A 17,738-nucleotide genomic window follows, 5' to 3' on the forward strand; every position below is an offset into this window, starting at 1 on the left:
TTAAATATTGATTAGGGTGAATTAAGCTTGAGGGTATAGAGAGGTTTGAAGATGTCGAGATTTAGCGAATCGCCTATATTTTATCCGTTTTGACTTAATTGAGGCTCGTAACGACTTAATTTTTACGTTTTAGACTTAATTCTCCCTCAAAAAGACTCAATTCCTGAACCATAATACCTCACCCCGTATTCTTCGAGTATCTTATTTGCCCCAATCAAGGTCTTAAAACCATAAAAAAGGAAAGAAGATGGCCCCCGCCATCTTCCATACCGCTATATTCTTCAGCAGAAGCCTCCAAAACGATCAGAAAGCTTCACTAGCAGTTCCCTACACCCACATCCAAGCATAAACCAAACCAAAAACTCCTCTAATCTCTGCATCAAAAATGACCAACTCAGCAACAATTACGATGTAATCTTCATTTTATACGAGGTAATGAAGATTATATCCGAAGATAGAGTCCCTAATTACGTGTATAAAAAAATTTATCAGATTTTCGACATGTATAGGTGATCTTCAACCACCAATCATCTAAAAATGCAGTTAATTCCTTTATTCAGCACATCAGTTAGTTTTAAATCCTTGCACATCGGGGATTTAGCAAACATGAAGACGTGAACTCGGTTTATTTTACCGATTCGAATAGAGACAGACACAACAAAGCCCAGAGTTTCATACATTTTAAAGAACCTAAAATAATCTGAAAAAACGTATATGAATAAACAATTCTGGCAACAATGGCATTATGGAGGTGGAAGAATGAAAGCGACACGACAGTACGGAGAAATTTGTATGGTGTGTGAAGAACAGAAGGATCGGGGATTACACATTCTTCAACAATTTATTTGCCAGGAATGTGAACAGAAAATCCTTACCGCTAAAACGAATGATGAATATTATAAACATTACTTATCACAATTGAGAAAATTAAAATTAGTTAACGCGTCTTCATGAAAAACAGGCTAATCGATAGCCTGTTTTTTTGTTGCTGCAAATTCGTAGTACATGAATCTATGATAGAATAAAACTATAGATGGAACGAAAAAATGTGCGAAAACAAAGGATATATATAATGAAGCAAGCACCGCTATACGAAGCGTTACTCAATCATATTGATTCAAATAAATGGTCTTTTCATGTACCCGGTCACAAAAATGGACATCTATTTGAAAAGATGGCAGCCCCTTTTTTTCAGTCTGTTTTACCTATGGATGTAACCGAACTAACAGGACTGGATGATCTGCATCATCCTGAAGGTCCCATATTAGAAGCTCAAAAGTTAGTTGCAAGCTTTTATCAAGTCGAGAAAAGTTATTTTCTTGTTGGTGGAAGCACTGCGGGCAATCTTGCAATGATCCTCTCCGCCTTTTTAGATGGCGATATTGTATTGGTTCAGCGGAACTGTCATAAGTCTGTGCTGAATGGACTGGAACTAGCAGGAATCACACCTGTGTTTCTGCAGCCTGAATTTGATGAAGATGGCGGCTATCCATTAGGCGTATCACTTCAAACGGTTAGACAAGCTGTTGAGTTGTATCCCGATGTAAAAGGAGTCATTTTGACAAACCCTACTTATTACGGCTTGCAGCAAGATATTTCGGATATCGCTGAACTTATTCATGGAGTTGGCGGAATCGTACTAGTAGATGAGGCGCATGGAGCACATTTCGGACTAAAAGATATGCCGAAAAGCGCGATACATAATGGGGCAGACATGGTAGTGCAATCAGCGCACAAAACCCTGCCTGCTCTAACGATGGGTGCCTATTTACATGTGAACAGTAAGCGAGTGGATATCCAGCGTTTATCTCATGCATTACAAATGGTTCAATCAAGTTCTCCGTCCTACCTTATTATGGCTTCACTTGATTTGAGCCGTCTTTTTCTTGAGAATATCAGTGATATCGAATTAGATAACATCATGAATCAAACGGTGAAGATCAGGAAGTTTATTGATTCACTGCCGCACTTTCAAGTTAAAGCTGCACCGAGTGGTTATGTACTTGATCCACTCAAGGTTACCGTTCAGACTGATAGGGAAATATCAGGTTATGAGCTGCAGCGTCTATTTGAAAAAGAGGGATTGTTTACTGAGCTGGCAGATGATCGTAATGTATTGTTTGTCTTGCCGCTAGGTCCGATACCTCATTTGGAAGATCTAAAGAAAGTATTCAAAAAGATATCCAATCAACTTCAGAACTATGAACCAAGTGAGCATAATGGTGAGACGATACATGCTTTATCATCAGTTACCAAATTAACCATTTCATATCAAGAAATGAAACGGATAAAAGTAAAGCCCATTTCGATTGAGGCAGCAGAAGGGTTGATTGCAGCTGATGCCATTATTCCATATCCACCGGGAATTCCATTAATTGCAAAAGGGGAACAAATTACTTCGAAACACATTCATCAGTTTTCTTTATTGAAAAAGAAAGGTGCTCGATTCCAAGGAACGATTGGGCATGAGCAGATGTATGTTTTTGATAGAACATAAGGGGCAGTAACAATGAAAGGTTTATTTATTACATTAGAAGGTCCTGACGGGTCTGGTAAAACCACTCAGATCGCGAAGGTTGCAGAATATTTTAAGGAAAAAAATGTTGATTTCATTCAAACACGTGAGCCAGGGGGCACACGAATCAGTGATAAGATCAGAGCCCTTATTTTGGATTCAGAGCATAATGAAATGCATGATCTTACGGAAGTGCTGCTTTATGCGGCATCCCGTGCACAGCATGTTCATGAAAAAATTCTCCCAGCATTAGAGGCAGGAAAAGTTGTGCTATGCGACCGTTTCGTTGATGCATCTCTTGCTTACCAAGGCTTTGGGCTTGGTGTAGGTGAAGAACCTGTACTTCAAGTAAACAATATTGCAACGAGCGGACTTGTACCGGATCGCAGTTATTTTGTAGATGTATCGCCTGAAGTAGGCAGAGAACGTATGAAGTCTCGTTACGGAAATGAAAGTCTCGACCGCATTGAACAAAAAGATCTTACGTATCATGAACGCGTAAGAGAAGGATTTGAACATATTTTCTCTAAACAGACTGACCGTATTGTTCGAATAAACGGTGAACAGAATCCAGACGAAGTGTTCAAGGAGATCGCGAAGGATTTAGATCAACTTTTATCGAATCATAAGGAAAAGTAAAAGGAGGCATTTGCCATGAAAATGATTATAGCCGTTGTTCAAGATAAAGACAGCAATCGATTGCAGGATGCGCTTGTTGATAAAAATTACCGTGCCACAAAGCTCGCAACAACAGGTGGATTTTTAAAAGCTGGCAATACAACGTTTATGATTGGTGTGGAAGATGCTCATATTGAGGATGTAATGGAGATTATCCGTGAGAACTGTAAAAGCCGCAGTCAGATGGTTGCTCCTGTTTCACCGATGGGTGGCAACGCAGATGCTTATGTGCCATATCCAGTTGAAGTTGAAGTAGGCGGCGCAACCGTGTTTGTTCTGCCGGTAGAAAACTTTCAGCAATTTTAAAACCAAATTGAGGGGTTTATTATGAAAATCGGCCAGGATATCAGACCAGTTCTTGAAACAAAACAGAACGACGGAAAGACAGGGAAAAAGTCATCCCTTTCTTTTGGTGAAGCCGTATCCAAACAAAGTGAAAAGTTACAATCCGAACAGCTGACAAGACTGTTAGGTGATATAGAGAATCAAGGCAAAAGACTGCTGCATTCTCAAACGGTAAGAGATCTGCAGCTTTACAAAAATTTAGTTCAACGCTTCGTAAAAGAAGCAGTAGATTTCGGTATGCAGCTAAAGCAAAACAAAAGCTGGAACGAGCAAGGCAGATCACGAACGTTAAGCCTTGTAAAAGAGGTAGATGAACAGCTGATTCTTTTGACAGAGGCTGTATTGTGCCAAGAAAAAGAGCCGATAACGCTGCTCGACAAAATCGGAGAAATTAAAGGGTTGTTAGTTAATCTATATACGTAGTAGGTGAGTAAGATATGGTGAGCTGGGAAGAGTGCAGCAAAACACAGCATCGTGTTGTGAAGTTATTAAAAAACAGTATAAAAAAACAGCGCCTTGCTCATGCCTATATTTTTGAAGGAGCACATGGAACCGGTAAGATGGCGATTGCAACTGTTCTTGCTAAGTCGTTCCTTTGCAGAAATGCGGAGGAAGGCAATCCATGCGAGAGCTGCCCGAACTGCAAGCGGATTTCGTCAGGAAATCATCCTGATGTTCATATCATCACACCAGACGGGCAAAACATCAAGATTGATCAGATCAGAGGTCTGCAAAAAGAATTTGCGTACAGCGGCATGGAGTCTTCCAAAAAAGTATACATTATTGAGCACGCTGACAAGATGACGGTGCAGGCAGCGAACAGTCTTTTAAAGTTTTTGGAAGAGCCTGGTGCTGATACAATTGCTATTCTTTTAACAGAACAGGTGCATAGTCTGCTTGATACCATTCGGTCTAGAGCACAGACTTTGTCCTTCTCAGCCCTTCCGCCACAAGGGATTTTAGAAAAATTGCTTCAGGAAGATATCCCGAAGCCTATCGCTCTATTGGCGTCATCTTTAACATCAGATTATGCAGAAGCACTCGAAATTTGTAGGGAAGAGTGGTTTGCACAAGCGAGAGCCAAAGTGATACAATTAACGGAGGACTTGCGGCTCCGGCCGGATTACTGTCTTGTTATTTTACAAGATCAGTATTTAAGTTTTTTTAAAGAAAAAGATCAGTTGCGCTTAGCGTTAAATTTACTTTTGATCTGGTATCGAGATCTTTTATCTATACATTTATCAAATTCGGAAAACGTTGTGTTTTTCGATCAGCTTCAAGCATTAGAGCAGCAGGCTCTTCACACTTCTCAAAAAAGGACGGGTGAAGCTCTGCAAGCTATACTGACTGCTCAGGCTAGACTCAGGAGCAACGTCAGCCCCCTGATGGTGATGGAGCAGTTGGTTTTACGATTACGGGAGGGATAAAACCTTGTATGAGGTAGTGGGAATCCGCTTTAAAAAGGCGGGTAAAGTATATTATTTCGACCCCGGCGACCTTGAAGTGAAGAAAGACGCGTTCGTTATTGTGGAAACAGCGCGTGGAATAGAATATGGCAAGGTAGTTATCGATAAGAAACTAGTCGGGGAGAATGATGTTGTTCTTCCTTTAAAGAAAGTCGTTCGGCTCGCGACACAGAAAGACATTTTGTCTGTAGATGAAAATAAAGCAGCTGCTAAGGAAGCGTTTCAAAGTTGTGAGGAAAAAATCATCGAACATAAGCTGGATATGAAGCTTGTCGATGTAGAATATACGTTTGATCGAAACAAAATCATTTTTTTATTTTACAGCTGACGGAAGAATTGATTTCCGTGAACTCGTTAAAGACTTGGCTTCAATCTTCCGAACTAGGATTGAACTCAGGCAGATTGGTGTTAGGGATGAAGCGAAGATGCTAGGCGGAATCGGTCCATGCGGCCGCATGCTCTGCTGCTCTACGTTCCTCGGTGATTTTGAGCCAGTATCGATTAAGATGGCGAAAGATCAGAACCTTTCATTGAATCCTGCTAAAATTTCAGGTCTATGCGGCCGTTTGATGTGCTGTCTAAAGTACGAAAACGACTATTATGAAGAAGCAAAAGAAGAAATGCCTGATGTTGGTGAAGAAATTATGACCCCTCATGGTGTTGGTCGCGTTGTCGGCTTGAACTTGCTTGAGAAGCTCATTCAAGTGAACATTCCTGCAATGGAAAGAACAACCGAGTTCACGTTGGACGAGCTTGCGGGTAAGAGAGAGGAACTATTCAGTCAGGCAACAGAATAAAAGAGGTGGAATTCGTGGAAAAGAAAACAATATTTTCCCGTGTAGTACAGATGGAAGAGCAAATCACGTTGCTGTCACAGCAACTGGAAGATTTCAAGACCCATTTGGCTGCACTTATTGAAGAAAACCACCATCTCGTGATGGAAAATGAAAATCTGCGAAACAAGCTGAATGCCGACCAAAAACGGAATTCTGTTAAAAAGTCTTCAGCCTCTAAAGCTAAAAAAGAGCCTACTGATATCGGTGAGGGCTATGATAACCTGGCGCGTCTCTACCAAGAAGGGTTCCACATTTGCAACCTTCATTATGGCAGTGTACGTTCAGAGGGAGATTGTTTGTTTTGTCTTTCATTTTTAAATAAGAAATAAACGCCTTTCCAAATGGGAAGGCTTCTTTTTATATGTAAGCCGTCTCGCAAGATGAACTTCATGTACGATATGTGAGGGTATAGGAAGAGATATAGCGCGCGGAATATGTCGAGGATTGTAAACTCGCGGATAAACAGCAAAAACTTTTGGATTGAGGGCCAAATCTCGTGGATAAACCGCCGAAATTTCAGGATTGCATGCAAAAACTTCTGGATTGGACGAGCTGAATACCACGGCAGGTTTATGAATGACCAGTTTCCGGACCCGAAACTGCATCTATTATATAGAAGAAAGGGGGAATTACAGTGGAAAAACAACTCCTGCCAGATGAGCGGATTGATTTTTTAGTGCATGAAGATTTAAAGATCATACAAAGTCCCTCTGTTTTTTCGTTTTCGCTCGATGCCGTTCTACTTAGCCGATTTGCTTGGGTGCCTATACAAAAGGGAAAAATCATTGACCTTTGCAGTGGGAACGGTGCCGTTGCTCTTTTACTCAGCAAACGCTCAAAAGCGAACATTACTGGAGTCGAGATTCAAGATAGATTGCACAGTATGGCAACAAGAAGTGTAGAGCTAAATAACTTAGAAGAACAGATTCAAATGGATTTAGGAGACATAAAAGACGCTCCAGCTAAGTATGGCTATGGTACATTCGATGCGCTAACATGCAATCCGCCATATTTTGCGTCTCTACATGAAGAAGATTTTAATCAAAATGAACACCTTGCTATCGCTCGTCACGAAATTCATTGTTCGCTTGAAGATGTCATACGCGTCAGCAGCCAGCTCGTGAAACAAGGCGGAAAAGTGGCGATGGTCCATCGGCCGAACAGACTGATGGAGATCTTAGCTTATATGAGACAGTACAAGCTAGAACCAAAGAAATTACAACTTATTTATCCGAAAGCAGGCAGTGAAGCGAACATGCTTTTAATAGAAGGAATGAAGAACGGCAAACCAAATCTGCATATTTTACCCCCGATAACGGTCTATGGTGAAGACGGCCAATACACGGATCATTTAAAGAGGATGTTCTATGGTGAAGAAGGAAGATAATCACTTTTTGTATATTTTAGAATGCGGAGACGGAACTTATTATACAGGCTATACAAATGACGTAGCTAAACGTTTAGAGAAGCATAGAGATGGAAAAGGTGCTAAGTATACGAGGGGAAGAGGTCCTCTAAAACTGGTTTTCCAAAAATCTTTTTCAACAAAACAAGAAGCGATGCAGATGGAGTTTGCAGTTAAGAAACTCAATCGAGCTGAAAAAGAAAGAATGATAAAAGAGGGAAGTGTTTCATATGTGGCAGCAAAAGAGCTACGAAAAGGATAACGATGGCGGCATGCTGTACTTGGTACCAACTCCGATCGGCAACTTAGAGGATATGACTTACCGGGCGATTCGTATCTTAAAAGAATCCGATCTCATTGCAGCAGAAGATACGAGACAAACAAAAAAGCTATGCAATCACTTTGAGATCAGCACTCCTTTAACCAGTTATCACGATCACAATAAACAGCAAAGCGGCAAGAAGCTTTTAGAAGAGTTAAAAGACGGAAAGCAAATTGCACTCGTGACAGATGCAGGCATGCCAGGTGTCTCTGATCCAGGATATGAACTTGTTGTTCAATGTGTAGAAGAAAAGATTACCGTTATTCCGTTACCAGGTGCAAATGCTGCACTTCCCGCACTTGTTGCATCAGGACTGAATACAGAACTATTTACATTCTACGGTTTCCTGCCAAGAGGGAAAAAGGAAAAGAAGGCAGAGCTAGAAAACTTAAAACGTTATCCATCCACCCTTTTGTTCTATGAAGCTCCACATCGGTTAAAAGAAACACTTCAAGCGATGAACGTGGCATTTGAAGGAAGAAACATTGCCGTCGTGCGGGAACTGACAAAAAAATATGAAGAAATTACACGTGGGACAGTATCTGAAGTATCGAAGTTCTTTAGCGAAGGAGATGCTGAAATACGCGGGGAATTCTGCTTAGTTGTGGAAGGCAGCGGTAATACAAATTTTGAAGCGGCCGATCAAGAACAATGGTGGGAATCGTTATCAGTAACCGATCATGTCGAGCACTATGTCGATAAAGGTGAAAAACCAAAAGAAGCCATTAAATTAGCTGCCGCTGACCGCAACGTACCAAAGCGGGAAGTGTATCAAGAATATCACGGGTTGTAAGATCTTTTCTAAAAAAGTTAGCAAAATAAATGCAACAGGCTTCACGCGAGATGAGCATTCTTTTAATGCTTGTTAAAATAGCATTTCAAAAGCTCTTTTCTAAAAGTTCATTGCATTCAATCTCTTCATTGAAAAGTTGATTGGAGTGTAAGGTGCGAGACTCCTGGGGGACGAGTGGGACAGGTGAGACACTCAAGGGCGCGTAGCGGCGAGGGGCTCACCGCCCGCCCCCCGGAAAGCGAGCACCTGAAACGGAAATCAACTACTTCCATAATTAACACCAGAGTATGATCTAAAGAAAAGGAAAAGAGCCTTCTAAAGCGAAGGCTCTTGTTTTTTTATGCTTATTTTGATGTTTGTAATTGCTTTTGAAGTTCTTCCATTACTTCTTTAGCACCTTCACGGCTAAGGATGATCTTTCCGCCTGCAACCGTGTAGTTGTCATCAGAAACTTCCCCAGTTACTGCACATGTCATGTTTGGCTTATATTTCTTAAGGATGATGCGGTCATCATCAACATAGATCTCTAATGCATCTTTTTCTGCAATTCCTAAAGTACGGCGCAATTCGATCGGAATAACGACACGTCCTAGTTCGTCAACCTTACGTACAATTCCTGTAGATTTCATAATAAAATCTCTCCTCCCAGATATATAAAAAGATTTCCCTATCTATTTAAATCGTCAGAATTCGACAAAATCCTACGAGAACATCTTACCAAGATTTCCAATTGTCGTCAATAGTTTTGGATTAAACATTTTTTCGTTTTTTACCATTGAATTTACTAGACTATACCCATATTATAATACTTCCAAAACCCTAAATTGGAAGATATTTTCATATATTGTCATAGAAAATTCAAGAATGTGTAAAAGATGAAAAAAATTAACTGGAAATCGTGATAAAATAAAACGTCAAATTTCGACAAAACTAACAACGAAAAAATACTATCCAAATTTCCCTTTCCGACCATTGGCTTATATGCCTTGACACACTTTCTATGCATTAGGTATATTTTGAAGGAAGAAAAGAGAATAATGAAAGTATTTACATAGAAATCTTTCGCTTGCTTTTTTACTTTTATGTCCTAATGCAAACAGTTTTTTAAAGTTTTGTAAAAAGATACATTTTCCGTTACAGTTATTTTTTACCTGAACGAAAGAACAAATAGTCCCTAAATCAAGGGGCTTTTTTTCCACTATCAGACAGTATGGCTTGTTAGCACCATATTTTTGGCAAGCACAAGTTGAGGTAGATAGTATAAATGCAACTTAGGCTGACGCCAAAGATTTGGAGTCAGCCAAGTTTTCTTTACTATTAGTTTATTATTTTGAGGAGGCGGCACGAGTGGCGAAACCAACATTCTACATTACAACACCGATTTACTATCCAAGCGGCAAACTTCATATTGGTCATGCATATACGACAACTGCTGGGGATGCAATGGCACGATACAAACGATTAAGAGGTTTTGATGTTATGTATCTGACAGGAACGGATGAGCATGGAGAAAAGATTCAAAAGAAAGCAAACGAACAAGGCCTTCATCCTCAAGAATACGTAGATGGCATCGTTAAAGATATCAAAGCTCTTTGGAAAAAGATGGACATCTCTTATGATGATTACATTCGTACTACTGATGAACGACACAAAAAATCTGTCGAAAAGATTTTTCAGCAGCTTCTTGATCAAGATGATATCTACTTAAGTGAGTACGAAGGCTGGTATTGTACAGATTGTGAGTCCTTCTTTACAGAGCGTCAGCTTGAAGACGGTAAATGTCCAGACTGCGGACGCGAGGTGAAAAAGGTTAAAGAAGAAAGCTACTTTTTCCGTATGAGCAAGTATGCGGATCGGTTGTTGGCTTATTACGAAGAAAACCCTGCGTTTATCTTCCCAGAATCAAGAAAACGCGAAATGATCAACAACTTTATCAAACCGGGATTAGAAGACCTTGCTGTATCACGTACTTCTTTTGACTGGGGAGTAAAAGTACCAGGAAATCCAAAACATGTTATCTACGTGTGGATCGATGCTTTATCAAATTATATTACAGCTCTAGGGTATGGCAGCAAGAACGATGAAAAATATCAAAAATACTGGCCTGCTGATGTCCATTTAATGAGTAAAGAAATCGTGCGCTTCCATACGATTTATTGGCCGATCATGCTGATGGCTTTAGATCTTCCTCTTCCAAAACAAGTTATTGCACATGGCTGGTTATTGATGAAAGACGGTAAGATGTCTAAATCAAAAGGAAACGTAGTGGATCCTAATGTTCTCATCGACCGTTATGGATTAGATCCTCTTCGCTACTACTTGCTTCGTGAAGTACCATTCGGTTCTGATGGTGTGTTTACACCGGAAAGTTTTGTTGACAGAGTAAATGCTGATCTAGCAAATGATCTTGGAAACCTGCTGAACCGAACGATTGCTATGATCGGAAAATACTTTGATGGAAAGATTCCTTCATATGAAGGGAAAGTTACTGAGTTTGATGGAACACTCCAAGAGTTTGCATTAGAAACCGTAAGAAAAACAGAAGAAGCGATGGAAAAACTAGAATTTTCAATCGCGCTTTCAACGATCTGGCAATTAGTAAGCCGTACGAACAAGTACATTGATGAAACACAGCCTTGGGTTTTGGCAAAAGATGAAGCAAAACAAGGTGAGCTTGCAAGTGTTATGTACCATTTAGCAGAATCAATCCGTATCGTTTCTGTTCTCATTCAGCCGTTTATGACTGAAACGCCTGCGAAGATCTGGAGCCAGTTAGGCTTGAAAGATAAGAGCCTTACAGAGTGGGATTCACTGAAGGAATTTGGTGCGATTCCTGCAGAAACTGCGGTGGAAAAAGGAGAGCCAATCTTTCCTCGCTTAGAAACGGAAATTGAAGTAGAATTTATTAAGAATTCAATGGGTGGCACTTCAGCCCCAGCAGTTGAAGAGCCAAAAAAGGAAGAAGCACCTGCAGCAGAAGAAAAGCCTGAAATCACGATAGATGATTTTATGAAGGTTGATCTTCGTGTAGCGACTGTAATTGAAGCAGAACCTGTAAAAAAGGCAGATAAACTATTAAAACTTCAATTGGATCTTGGATATGAAAAGCGACAAGTCGTTTCTGGAATCGCTCAGTACTATAAACCGGATGAGTTGGTAGGTCAGAAAGTGATATGCGTGACGAACTTAAAACCTGTTAAATTACGTGGTGAGCTGTCTCAGGGAATGATTTTAGCTGGATCTTCTGATGGCCAATTAACATTGGCTACTGTAGACCCTTCACTTCCAAACGGTGCAAAAGTAAAATAACAACAAAAAGCGGGGAGTTTATCCCTGCTTTTTGCTTTTTCAGAGCAAAAGACAGTGAATAAACTCGATTTTTACCGTGAAAAATAGGTCTTAATGCCTATAATGTAATTAACTTGTAATGCTGCTGTTACCCGAATGAATGGAAAATGTGATAAGATTTGTAAAGCTGAAGGGATTGTACACTATGTTTGATACACACGCACATTTAAATGCAACACAGTTTGAAGAAGATCGCGAGGCGGTTATTCAGCGAGCGTTAGATGAAGGCGTTACACATATTGTGGTGGTCGGCTTTGACCGTGAAACCATAAAAGGTGCGATGCAGCTTGCTGAGGAATACGACTTTATCTATGCCTGCGTTGGTTGGCATCCAGTAGATGCGATTGATATGACAGATGAAGATTTGGCTTGGATTGAAGAACTTGCAGCGCACCCAAAAGTTGTCGCTCTTGGCGAGATGGGATTAGATTACCATTGGGACAAGTCGCCTGCGGAAGTTCAAAAAGAGGTGTTCAGACGCCAGATCAGACTCGCAAAAAAGGTGAAGCTTCCGATTGTGATTCATAATCGTGAAGCGACGCAAGATGTAGTTGACATATTGAAAGAGGAAGAAGCCCATGAGGTTGGCGGTATTATGCACTGCTACAGCGGAAGCATCGAGGTTGCCCGTCAATGCATGGATATGAATTTCTACATAAGTTTTGGTGGACCAGTAACGTTTAAGAATGCAAGGAAGGTTAAGGAAGTTGCTGCGGAAATTCCGATGGACCGACTTTTGATTGAAACGGATTGTCCTTATTTGAGTCCTCATCCATTAAGAGGAAAAAGAAATGAACCATCTTATGTAAAATATGTCGCTGAAACACTTTCTGAATTAAAAGATCTTCCACTTGAAGACATCATAAAGAAAACTTCCGACAATGCTTTCCAAATTTTCAACATTTCTTCTTAGGAGATGTTGTCGGAAACTAGAAAAGCATGAGAAATATCGCATTAATCTTTCAAGAATTGACAAAAGGGGAAGGAAATTTGTCAAACGGTTTTTCTTTCCTTTTTCCTTCTTTTCCGTTCATAATTGGCTTGGGTCAATTCAGGACGAAAAGGAGGGTGATTTGACAGAGAGAAAAAAGATATTTATAATGCAGTCCTTGTAGGGGAGGAAATTGAATGTATAGGAATATTACAGCTTTGTTCTCAAGTATCACGAATAAGAAAGTTTACCTTTCGATCGTTGCTCTTCTCGTTTTAGCAGTTACTACGGGGTTCGTAGGTTATGAAACTACGAAAGCTGAAGTAACAATTATAAAAGACGGAAAGAAGACTGAAGTGAAAACACATGCCAATACGGTTAGAGAACTTTTAAGCGAACACAACATACAACCTAACCAGCATGATTTAGTAAAACCAGGTCTTAATGCCAAGGTTACAGATAACATGAAGGTTGATTATACAGAAGCGAAGCAAATTAAGCTTACCGTTAATGGCAAGGATAAAACGATTTGGACGACAGCCAAGACTGTTGAACAATTTGTTAAAGAGCAACAGATAACGCTTAATGAGCATGATTCGATTAAGCCAAATCTTACAGCGGATTTACAGGATCAAGGGAAGATCCAAATTGAATCAGCATTCCCGGTTAAGCTTGTTGTGGGCGGAAAAGCTCAGCAAGTTTGGACCACTTCGACTACCGTCGCTGACCTTTTGAAGCAACAAAAGGTATCTTTAGGTGAAATTGATCGAGTAACACCTGCTAAAACAGCTAAAATATCTGGTAAAACGCAGGTTGAAGTCATCCGAGTAGAAAAGGTCACCGATGTAGTGGAAGAAGAAACACCATTTGCAGTTGTTAATCGCAAGGACAGCGGTCTAACTAAGGGTAAAGAGCGTGTTGTGCAAGAAGGTAAAAAAGGTAAACTCGAAAAACGCTTTGAGGTTGTTGTGGAAAACGGAAAAGAGGTTTCCAGAAAACTCATCAGCGAAAAAACACTAACAGATAGTTCTGATAAAATCGTTGCTGTTGGGACAAAAGCACAGCCAAAACCGCAGCCAGTAGTATCTCGTAGTAAATCACCTTCAGCAAGCAGTTCTGGCGGAAGAGAAATAACCGTTACAAGTACTGCTTATACTGCTAACTGTACGGGATGTTCTGGCATTACAGCTACAGGATTTAACTTAAAATCTAACCCGAATGCGAAAGTTATCGCAGTCGATCCTAATGTGATTCCGCTTGGCTCGAAAGTATATGTTGAAGGATATGGTTATGCTATTGCTTCAGATACTGGAGGGGCGATCAAGGGTAACAAGATTGACGTATTCTTTTCTTCACAATCACGTGCAGAGTCATGGGGAAGAAAATCAGTTAAAATTCGTATCATTAATTAATTTTAAAAAGCATGGGGAAAAGTCCCTGTGCTTTTTTTATTTGCACAGGTTAAAAGAAGAATGACCGATATTCAACGGCATTCCCTTGTAAGCCTAGACTTTCTTGACGCCTGGGGTATACTAGTAAAAGATGTTTTTTTCGTTCAGATTATTAGACGTTGCAATGCCTAAAAAGGTTTCACCGTTTTGGAGGAAATCATGAAAAAAATTAAAGAAGTAATCGTTGTTGAAGGAAAGAGCGATACACTTGCCATTAAACGGTCTGTTTTAGCAGATACAATAGAAACAAATGGTTCAGAAATTAGCATAGATACTTTGAATCGCATTAAAAGAGCACATGAGACTCGCGGAATAATCGTTTTTACTGATCCTGATTTTCCTGGAAAAAGAATTCGAGAAATTATTTCAGAGCATGTCCCTGGCTGTAAGCATGCCTATTTGGCGAAGGCCGATGCAATTGCTAAAGGAGATAAAGGTGTAGGTGTTGAGCACGCTACAAGAGAGGCGATTGTAGAAGCGCTTGAGCATGTTCGAGAAGAAATGGCAGAGACTGAAAACGAGAGCATTTTATGGGAAGACCTAATGGCTGCAGGGTTAACGGGCGGCCCGGATTCAAAAAATAGACGTGAAGTGATTGGAAGAGAGCTGCGCATAGGTTATATGAACGCCAAGCAATTACATAAACGTCTAAATATGTTCAGAGTTACACCAGAAGAATTTGAACAGGCCCTAAAGGCGCTTTATAGCAATGAGGAGGAATAGTAACACAATGAGAAAAGATATATCCACTCCCCAATCCACAAAAGCCATACTAGAGAAACATGGTTTTACATTTAAAAAGAGTTTAGGACAAAACTTTCTGATTGACCGAAATATCTTAAACAATATTGTAAACGCAGCTGATCTGACAGAGGAGTCAGGAGTCATTGAAATCGGACCTGGAATCGGAGCGTTAACCGAATTTATTGCGAGGTCTTCTAAAAAAGCGGTTGCGTTTGAGATTGATCAGCGCCTTCTTCCTATATTAGAAGAAACACTTGCTCCGTACCCACATGTAGAGGTTATCCATTCAGATGTATTAAAAGCAGACATACACGCAGTAATCAAAGAACATTTTGAAGAAGGCCAAGATCTGATGGTGGTGGCGAACTTGCCCTATTACGTTACAACACCAATTATTATGAAACTTCTTCAAGATAAGCTGCCTATTCGAGGCATCGTCTGTATGATTCAAAAAGAGGTAGCAGATCGTCTTGCTGCTACACCAGGCACGAAAGACTATAACTCACTTTCTATTGCCATCCAATACTATGCGACGGCTGAGACGATGATTAAAGTGCCTAAGACGGTTTTTGTTCCAGCACCTAACGTTGATTCGTCCGTAATTAAACTGACGCTTCGACAAGAGCCAGCTGTAGCTGTAAAGGATGAAGACTTCTTCTTTCATGTTGTGAGGTCATCCTTTGCTCAAAGACGAAAGACGCTTTGGAACAACCTGACGAGCCAGCTTATCTCTAAAGACAAGAAGGAAGAACTTCAAGCCATTTTAGAATCGATTGACATTGATCCAAAACGCAGAGGTGAGACGTTATCCATCCAGGAATTTGGCAAGCTGGCTGATGCTCTTTTACCTCTTGTAAAATAAACCTCATTTTTCCCCCGGCTTCTACATACTCATATAAAAGGAACATAGGAGCAGAGGAGATTGTTACTCCAAATAGGGGGAGTAAAATGAAACTAGAGATTGGATCAATTGTAAGCAGAAACTCTTACAAGCGGGATCTTCTTTTTCGAGTAATTGGATTTAGTGAAGATCGTACAATCGCTGAGCTTGCAGGGGAAGAGCTCAGGCTATGGGCAGATGCACCAGTTGATGACTTATTCGTTGTTGATGACAAACATATGTCTGAACATAGACAAGTGGAAAAAGAAAAAGAAGAGTCATCCTTAAAATTATTCAGGCAAGATTATTACTTGCTGCGGCAAAAAAGAGAGTATCTATCGACAAATGGCTATCAATACGATCAGTCTTATTTTGAGCTGCCAGGAAGAGTGCTTCATATTGACGGAGATCCTCTATATTTAAATAAATGTCTGGAATTATACAAAAAGCTTGGAGTACCCGTTTACGGCATTCATATGAAGGAAACCGAAATGCCAGAAAAAGTTCCCGCATTAGTTGATGAAATCAGACCAGACATACTCGTCATTACAGGTCATGACGCCTATATGAAATCAAAGGGCGATGTTTCTGATGTGAATGCGTATCGGCACACAAAATACTTCATTAGAACGGTTCGAGAGGTGAGGAGAAAGTATACACATCTTGACCATTTGATGATCTTTGCAGGAGCCTGTCAATCCCATTTTGAATCTTTAATAAAAGTGGGTTCAAATTTTGCGAGTTCACCAGCCCGAATCAATATTCATGCTCTAGACCCCGTATATATTGTTTCAAAGATCAGTCTGACCTCCTTTATGGATCGCGTGAACGTGATGGATGTTTTACGCAATACACTCACTGGTAAAGAGGGGTTAGGAGGAGTAGAGACGAGAGGATTCCTTCGAACAGGAATGCCGATTAAATCAAAGCCATAAAAACGTAAAACTCCGGAAATTCGGAGTTTTTTTGTTGCGCGTAAGTGGGGGGAATATATGCTGCAGACCGAGCGCAAAAATGTCGAGGATTGTAGACTCGGGGATAAAAGTCCAATACTTTTGGATTGAAGGTTAAAACTCGTGGATAAACAGCCAAAACTTCTGGATTGCACCAGCAAAATGCCCTGTCAGGTATCCATATAGAATAGGTAAAAAACACACAAAAACATACCAAAAGGACATAAATTAAAGAATTATTTGTAAAAATTATTCATTTTATACATATTCACCAGGTATATTGACATACTAAAAAAAGCAAAAAAAGGATATTTAGTCATTGACATGAAAATGCTTTGCTTGCTATAATGAAAATTTTAATTTGACAAAAAAACGCGATTTGTGTTATAATTTGTCTAAGTGAGGTGGAGCCTAAAATGGGTAAAACAATAGTGGACATTAGACGCTCTTTAGAGTCCAACGTGGGTAGAAGACTTTCTTTACGTGCAAATGGCGGTCGACGTAAAACGATCGAACGACTTGGTACACTCGAAGAAACGTACCCAGCAGTTTTTATTATCAAATTAGATCAGGACACCAACGCTTTCGAACGTGTTTCTTATAGTTACGCGGATGTACTCACAGAAACAGTAGAACTTACATTCTTAGAAGATACACAAGCAGCAATCGGGCAGTAAGAAATCTTTACTGCTATTTTTTTTTACCTTGCTGGTTGTGATCTAAAACAAAATACATAAATCAGCATATTACAAGAAAGATAAAACCCCTTTTGGAGATACTATGATGTATCGCATATGAAAGGGGTTTTCATCATGGGTCGAAGAAAAAACGGCATGATGTCTGAAGGTTTAAAAACAGAGATCGCAAAAGAGCTGGGATTTTATGATACGGTCCAACGCGAAGGCTGGGGCGGTATCCGTTCTAAAGACGCAGGTAATATGGTGAAACGAGCATTAGAGATCGCTGAACAGCGCCTTAACAATGGGAATAGATAATATGCGGTAATGATAACCGGAGGCCTTTGTGTCTCCGGTTTTCCCCTATAGCTATAGATTGATTTTTTCTATATTT

General features: G+C 40.1%; 19 protein-coding genes and 1 pseudogene. 19 read left to right on the forward strand and 1 reads right to left on the reverse strand.

Annotation, left to right across the window (positions count from 1 at the left end; translation table 11 throughout):
* Positions 1 to 759 precede the first annotated feature (759 nt).
* The 11 genes and pseudogenes from AWM68_RS05195 to rsmI all read left to right on the forward strand — a co-directional run bounded on the left by AWM68_RS05195 (position 760) and on the right by rsmI (position 8,360).
* Positions 760 to 954, forward strand: coding sequence for a sigma factor G inhibitor Gin (locus AWM68_RS05195; protein ID WP_066238074.1), 195 nt, complete (start codon positions 760 to 762; stop codon positions 952 to 954).
* Between the two features lie 118 nt (positions 955 to 1,072).
* A complete protein-coding gene (locus AWM68_RS05200; protein ID WP_066238077.1) occupies positions 1,073 to 2,497 on the forward strand; it encodes an aminotransferase class I/II-fold pyridoxal phosphate-dependent enzyme in 1,425 nt (474 codons plus the stop codon).
* 12 nt (positions 2,498 to 2,509) lie between these two features.
* A complete protein-coding gene (gene tmk / locus AWM68_RS05205) occupies positions 2,510 to 3,154 on the forward strand; it encodes a dTMP kinase (RefSeq protein WP_066238080.1) in 645 nt (214 codons plus the stop codon).
* A 15-nt stretch (positions 3,155 to 3,169) separates the two neighbouring features.
* The gene (locus AWM68_RS05210; protein WP_066238083.1) at positions 3,170 to 3,499 is read left to right on the forward strand and encodes a cyclic-di-AMP receptor; all 330 of its coding nucleotides are present in this window, start codon (positions 3,170 to 3,172) and stop codon (positions 3,497 to 3,499) included.
* A gap of 21 nt (positions 3,500 to 3,520) precedes the next feature.
* Positions 3,521 to 3,961, forward strand: coding sequence for a YaaR family protein (locus tag AWM68_RS05215; protein ID WP_066238086.1), 441 nt, complete (start codon positions 3,521 to 3,523; stop codon positions 3,959 to 3,961).
* A 14-nt stretch (positions 3,962 to 3,975) separates the two neighbouring features.
* Positions 3,976 to 4,965 carry a DNA polymerase III subunit delta' gene (holB, locus tag AWM68_RS05220; RefSeq protein ID WP_066238089.1) on the forward strand — a complete coding sequence of 330 codons (990 nt, stop codon included), beginning with the start codon at positions 3,976 to 3,978 and terminating at the stop codon, positions 4,963 to 4,965.
* 4 nt (positions 4,966 to 4,969) lie between these two features.
* A pseudogene (locus AWM68_RS05225) lies at positions 4,970 to 5,801 on the forward strand (PSP1 domain-containing protein).
* A gap of 14 nt (positions 5,802 to 5,815) precedes the next feature.
* Positions 5,816 to 6,169: a DNA replication initiation control protein YabA gene (yabA, locus tag AWM68_RS05230; protein ID WP_066238092.1), complete on the forward strand. Its 354-nt coding sequence runs from the start codon at positions 5,816 to 5,818 to the stop codon at positions 6,167 to 6,169.
* A 305-nt stretch (positions 6,170 to 6,474) separates the two neighbouring features.
* A complete protein-coding gene (locus AWM68_RS05235; protein ID WP_066238095.1) occupies positions 6,475 to 7,227 on the forward strand; it encodes a tRNA1(Val) (adenine(37)-N6)-methyltransferase in 753 nt (250 codons plus the stop codon).
* Positions 7,208 to 7,507: a GIY-YIG nuclease family protein gene (locus tag AWM68_RS05240; protein WP_066238099.1), complete on the forward strand. Its 300-nt coding sequence runs from the start codon at positions 7,208 to 7,210 to the stop codon at positions 7,505 to 7,507. Before AWM68_RS05235 ends, AWM68_RS05240 begins: the two co-directional genes overlap by 20 nt.
* Entirely contained in the window at positions 7,476 to 8,360 is an 885-nt protein-coding gene (gene rsmI / locus AWM68_RS05245) for a 16S rRNA (cytidine(1402)-2'-O)-methyltransferase (protein WP_066238103.1), read from the forward strand. Before AWM68_RS05240 ends, rsmI begins: the two co-directional genes overlap by 32 nt.
* Before the next feature lie 344 nt (positions 8,361 to 8,704).
* Here the strand turns inward: rsmI and AWM68_RS05250 are convergent, their stop codons facing one another.
* Complete coding sequence (locus tag AWM68_RS05250) at positions 8,705 to 8,989, reverse strand: AbrB/MazE/SpoVT family DNA-binding domain-containing protein (protein ID WP_066238107.1); 285 nt, start codon at positions 8,987 to 8,989, stop codon at positions 8,705 to 8,707.
* 661 nt (positions 8,990 to 9,650) lie between these two features.
* Between AWM68_RS05250 and metG the strand changes: the two genes are divergently transcribed.
* From metG to AWM68_RS05290, 8 genes are all read left to right on the forward strand, one after another.
* Positions 9,651 to 11,669 (forward strand): methionine--tRNA ligase, encoded by a 2,019-nt coding sequence (gene metG / locus AWM68_RS05255; RefSeq protein ID WP_082820585.1) that lies wholly within the window; start codon positions 9,651 to 9,653, stop codon positions 11,667 to 11,669.
* A gap of 184 nt (positions 11,670 to 11,853) precedes the next feature.
* Positions 11,854 to 12,621 (forward strand): TatD family hydrolase, encoded by a 768-nt coding sequence (locus tag AWM68_RS05260; RefSeq protein ID WP_066238112.1) that lies wholly within the window; start codon positions 11,854 to 11,856, stop codon positions 12,619 to 12,621.
* A gap of 215 nt (positions 12,622 to 12,836) precedes the next feature.
* Positions 12,837 to 14,051 (forward strand): G5 and 3D domain-containing protein, encoded by a 1,215-nt coding sequence (locus tag AWM68_RS05265; protein ID WP_066238114.1) that lies wholly within the window; start codon positions 12,837 to 12,839, stop codon positions 14,049 to 14,051.
* A 198-nt stretch (positions 14,052 to 14,249) separates the two neighbouring features.
* Entirely contained in the window at positions 14,250 to 14,813 is a 564-nt protein-coding gene (rnmV, locus tag AWM68_RS05270) for a ribonuclease M5 (protein ID WP_066238117.1), read from the forward strand.
* A gap of 7 nt (positions 14,814 to 14,820) precedes the next feature.
* Positions 14,821 to 15,696 (forward strand): 16S rRNA (adenine(1518)-N(6)/adenine(1519)-N(6))-dimethyltransferase RsmA, encoded by an 876-nt coding sequence (rsmA, locus tag AWM68_RS05275; RefSeq protein WP_066238120.1) that lies wholly within the window; start codon positions 14,821 to 14,823, stop codon positions 15,694 to 15,696.
* 86 nt (positions 15,697 to 15,782) lie between these two features.
* On the forward strand, positions 15,783 to 16,649 hold the full coding sequence (gene yabG / locus AWM68_RS05280; RefSeq protein ID WP_066238123.1) for a sporulation peptidase YabG: 867 nt from the start codon (positions 15,783 to 15,785) through the stop codon (positions 16,647 to 16,649).
* A 434-nt stretch (positions 16,650 to 17,083) separates the two neighbouring features.
* Positions 17,084 to 17,344, forward strand: coding sequence for a biofilm formation stimulator Veg (veg, locus tag AWM68_RS05285; protein WP_066238125.1), 261 nt, complete (start codon positions 17,084 to 17,086; stop codon positions 17,342 to 17,344).
* 135 nt (positions 17,345 to 17,479) lie between these two features.
* On the forward strand, positions 17,480 to 17,662 hold the full coding sequence (locus tag AWM68_RS05290; protein ID WP_066238128.1) for a small, acid-soluble spore protein, alpha/beta type: 183 nt from the start codon (positions 17,480 to 17,482) through the stop codon (positions 17,660 to 17,662).
* Positions 17,663 to 17,738: the final 76 nt, after the last annotated feature.

Origin of the sequence: Fictibacillus phosphorivorans (genome assembly GCF_001619875.1) — a bacterium.
In the GTDB taxonomy this organism is placed as follows: Bacteria; Bacillota; Bacilli; order Bacillales; family Fictibacillaceae; genus Fictibacillus; species Fictibacillus phosphorivorans_B.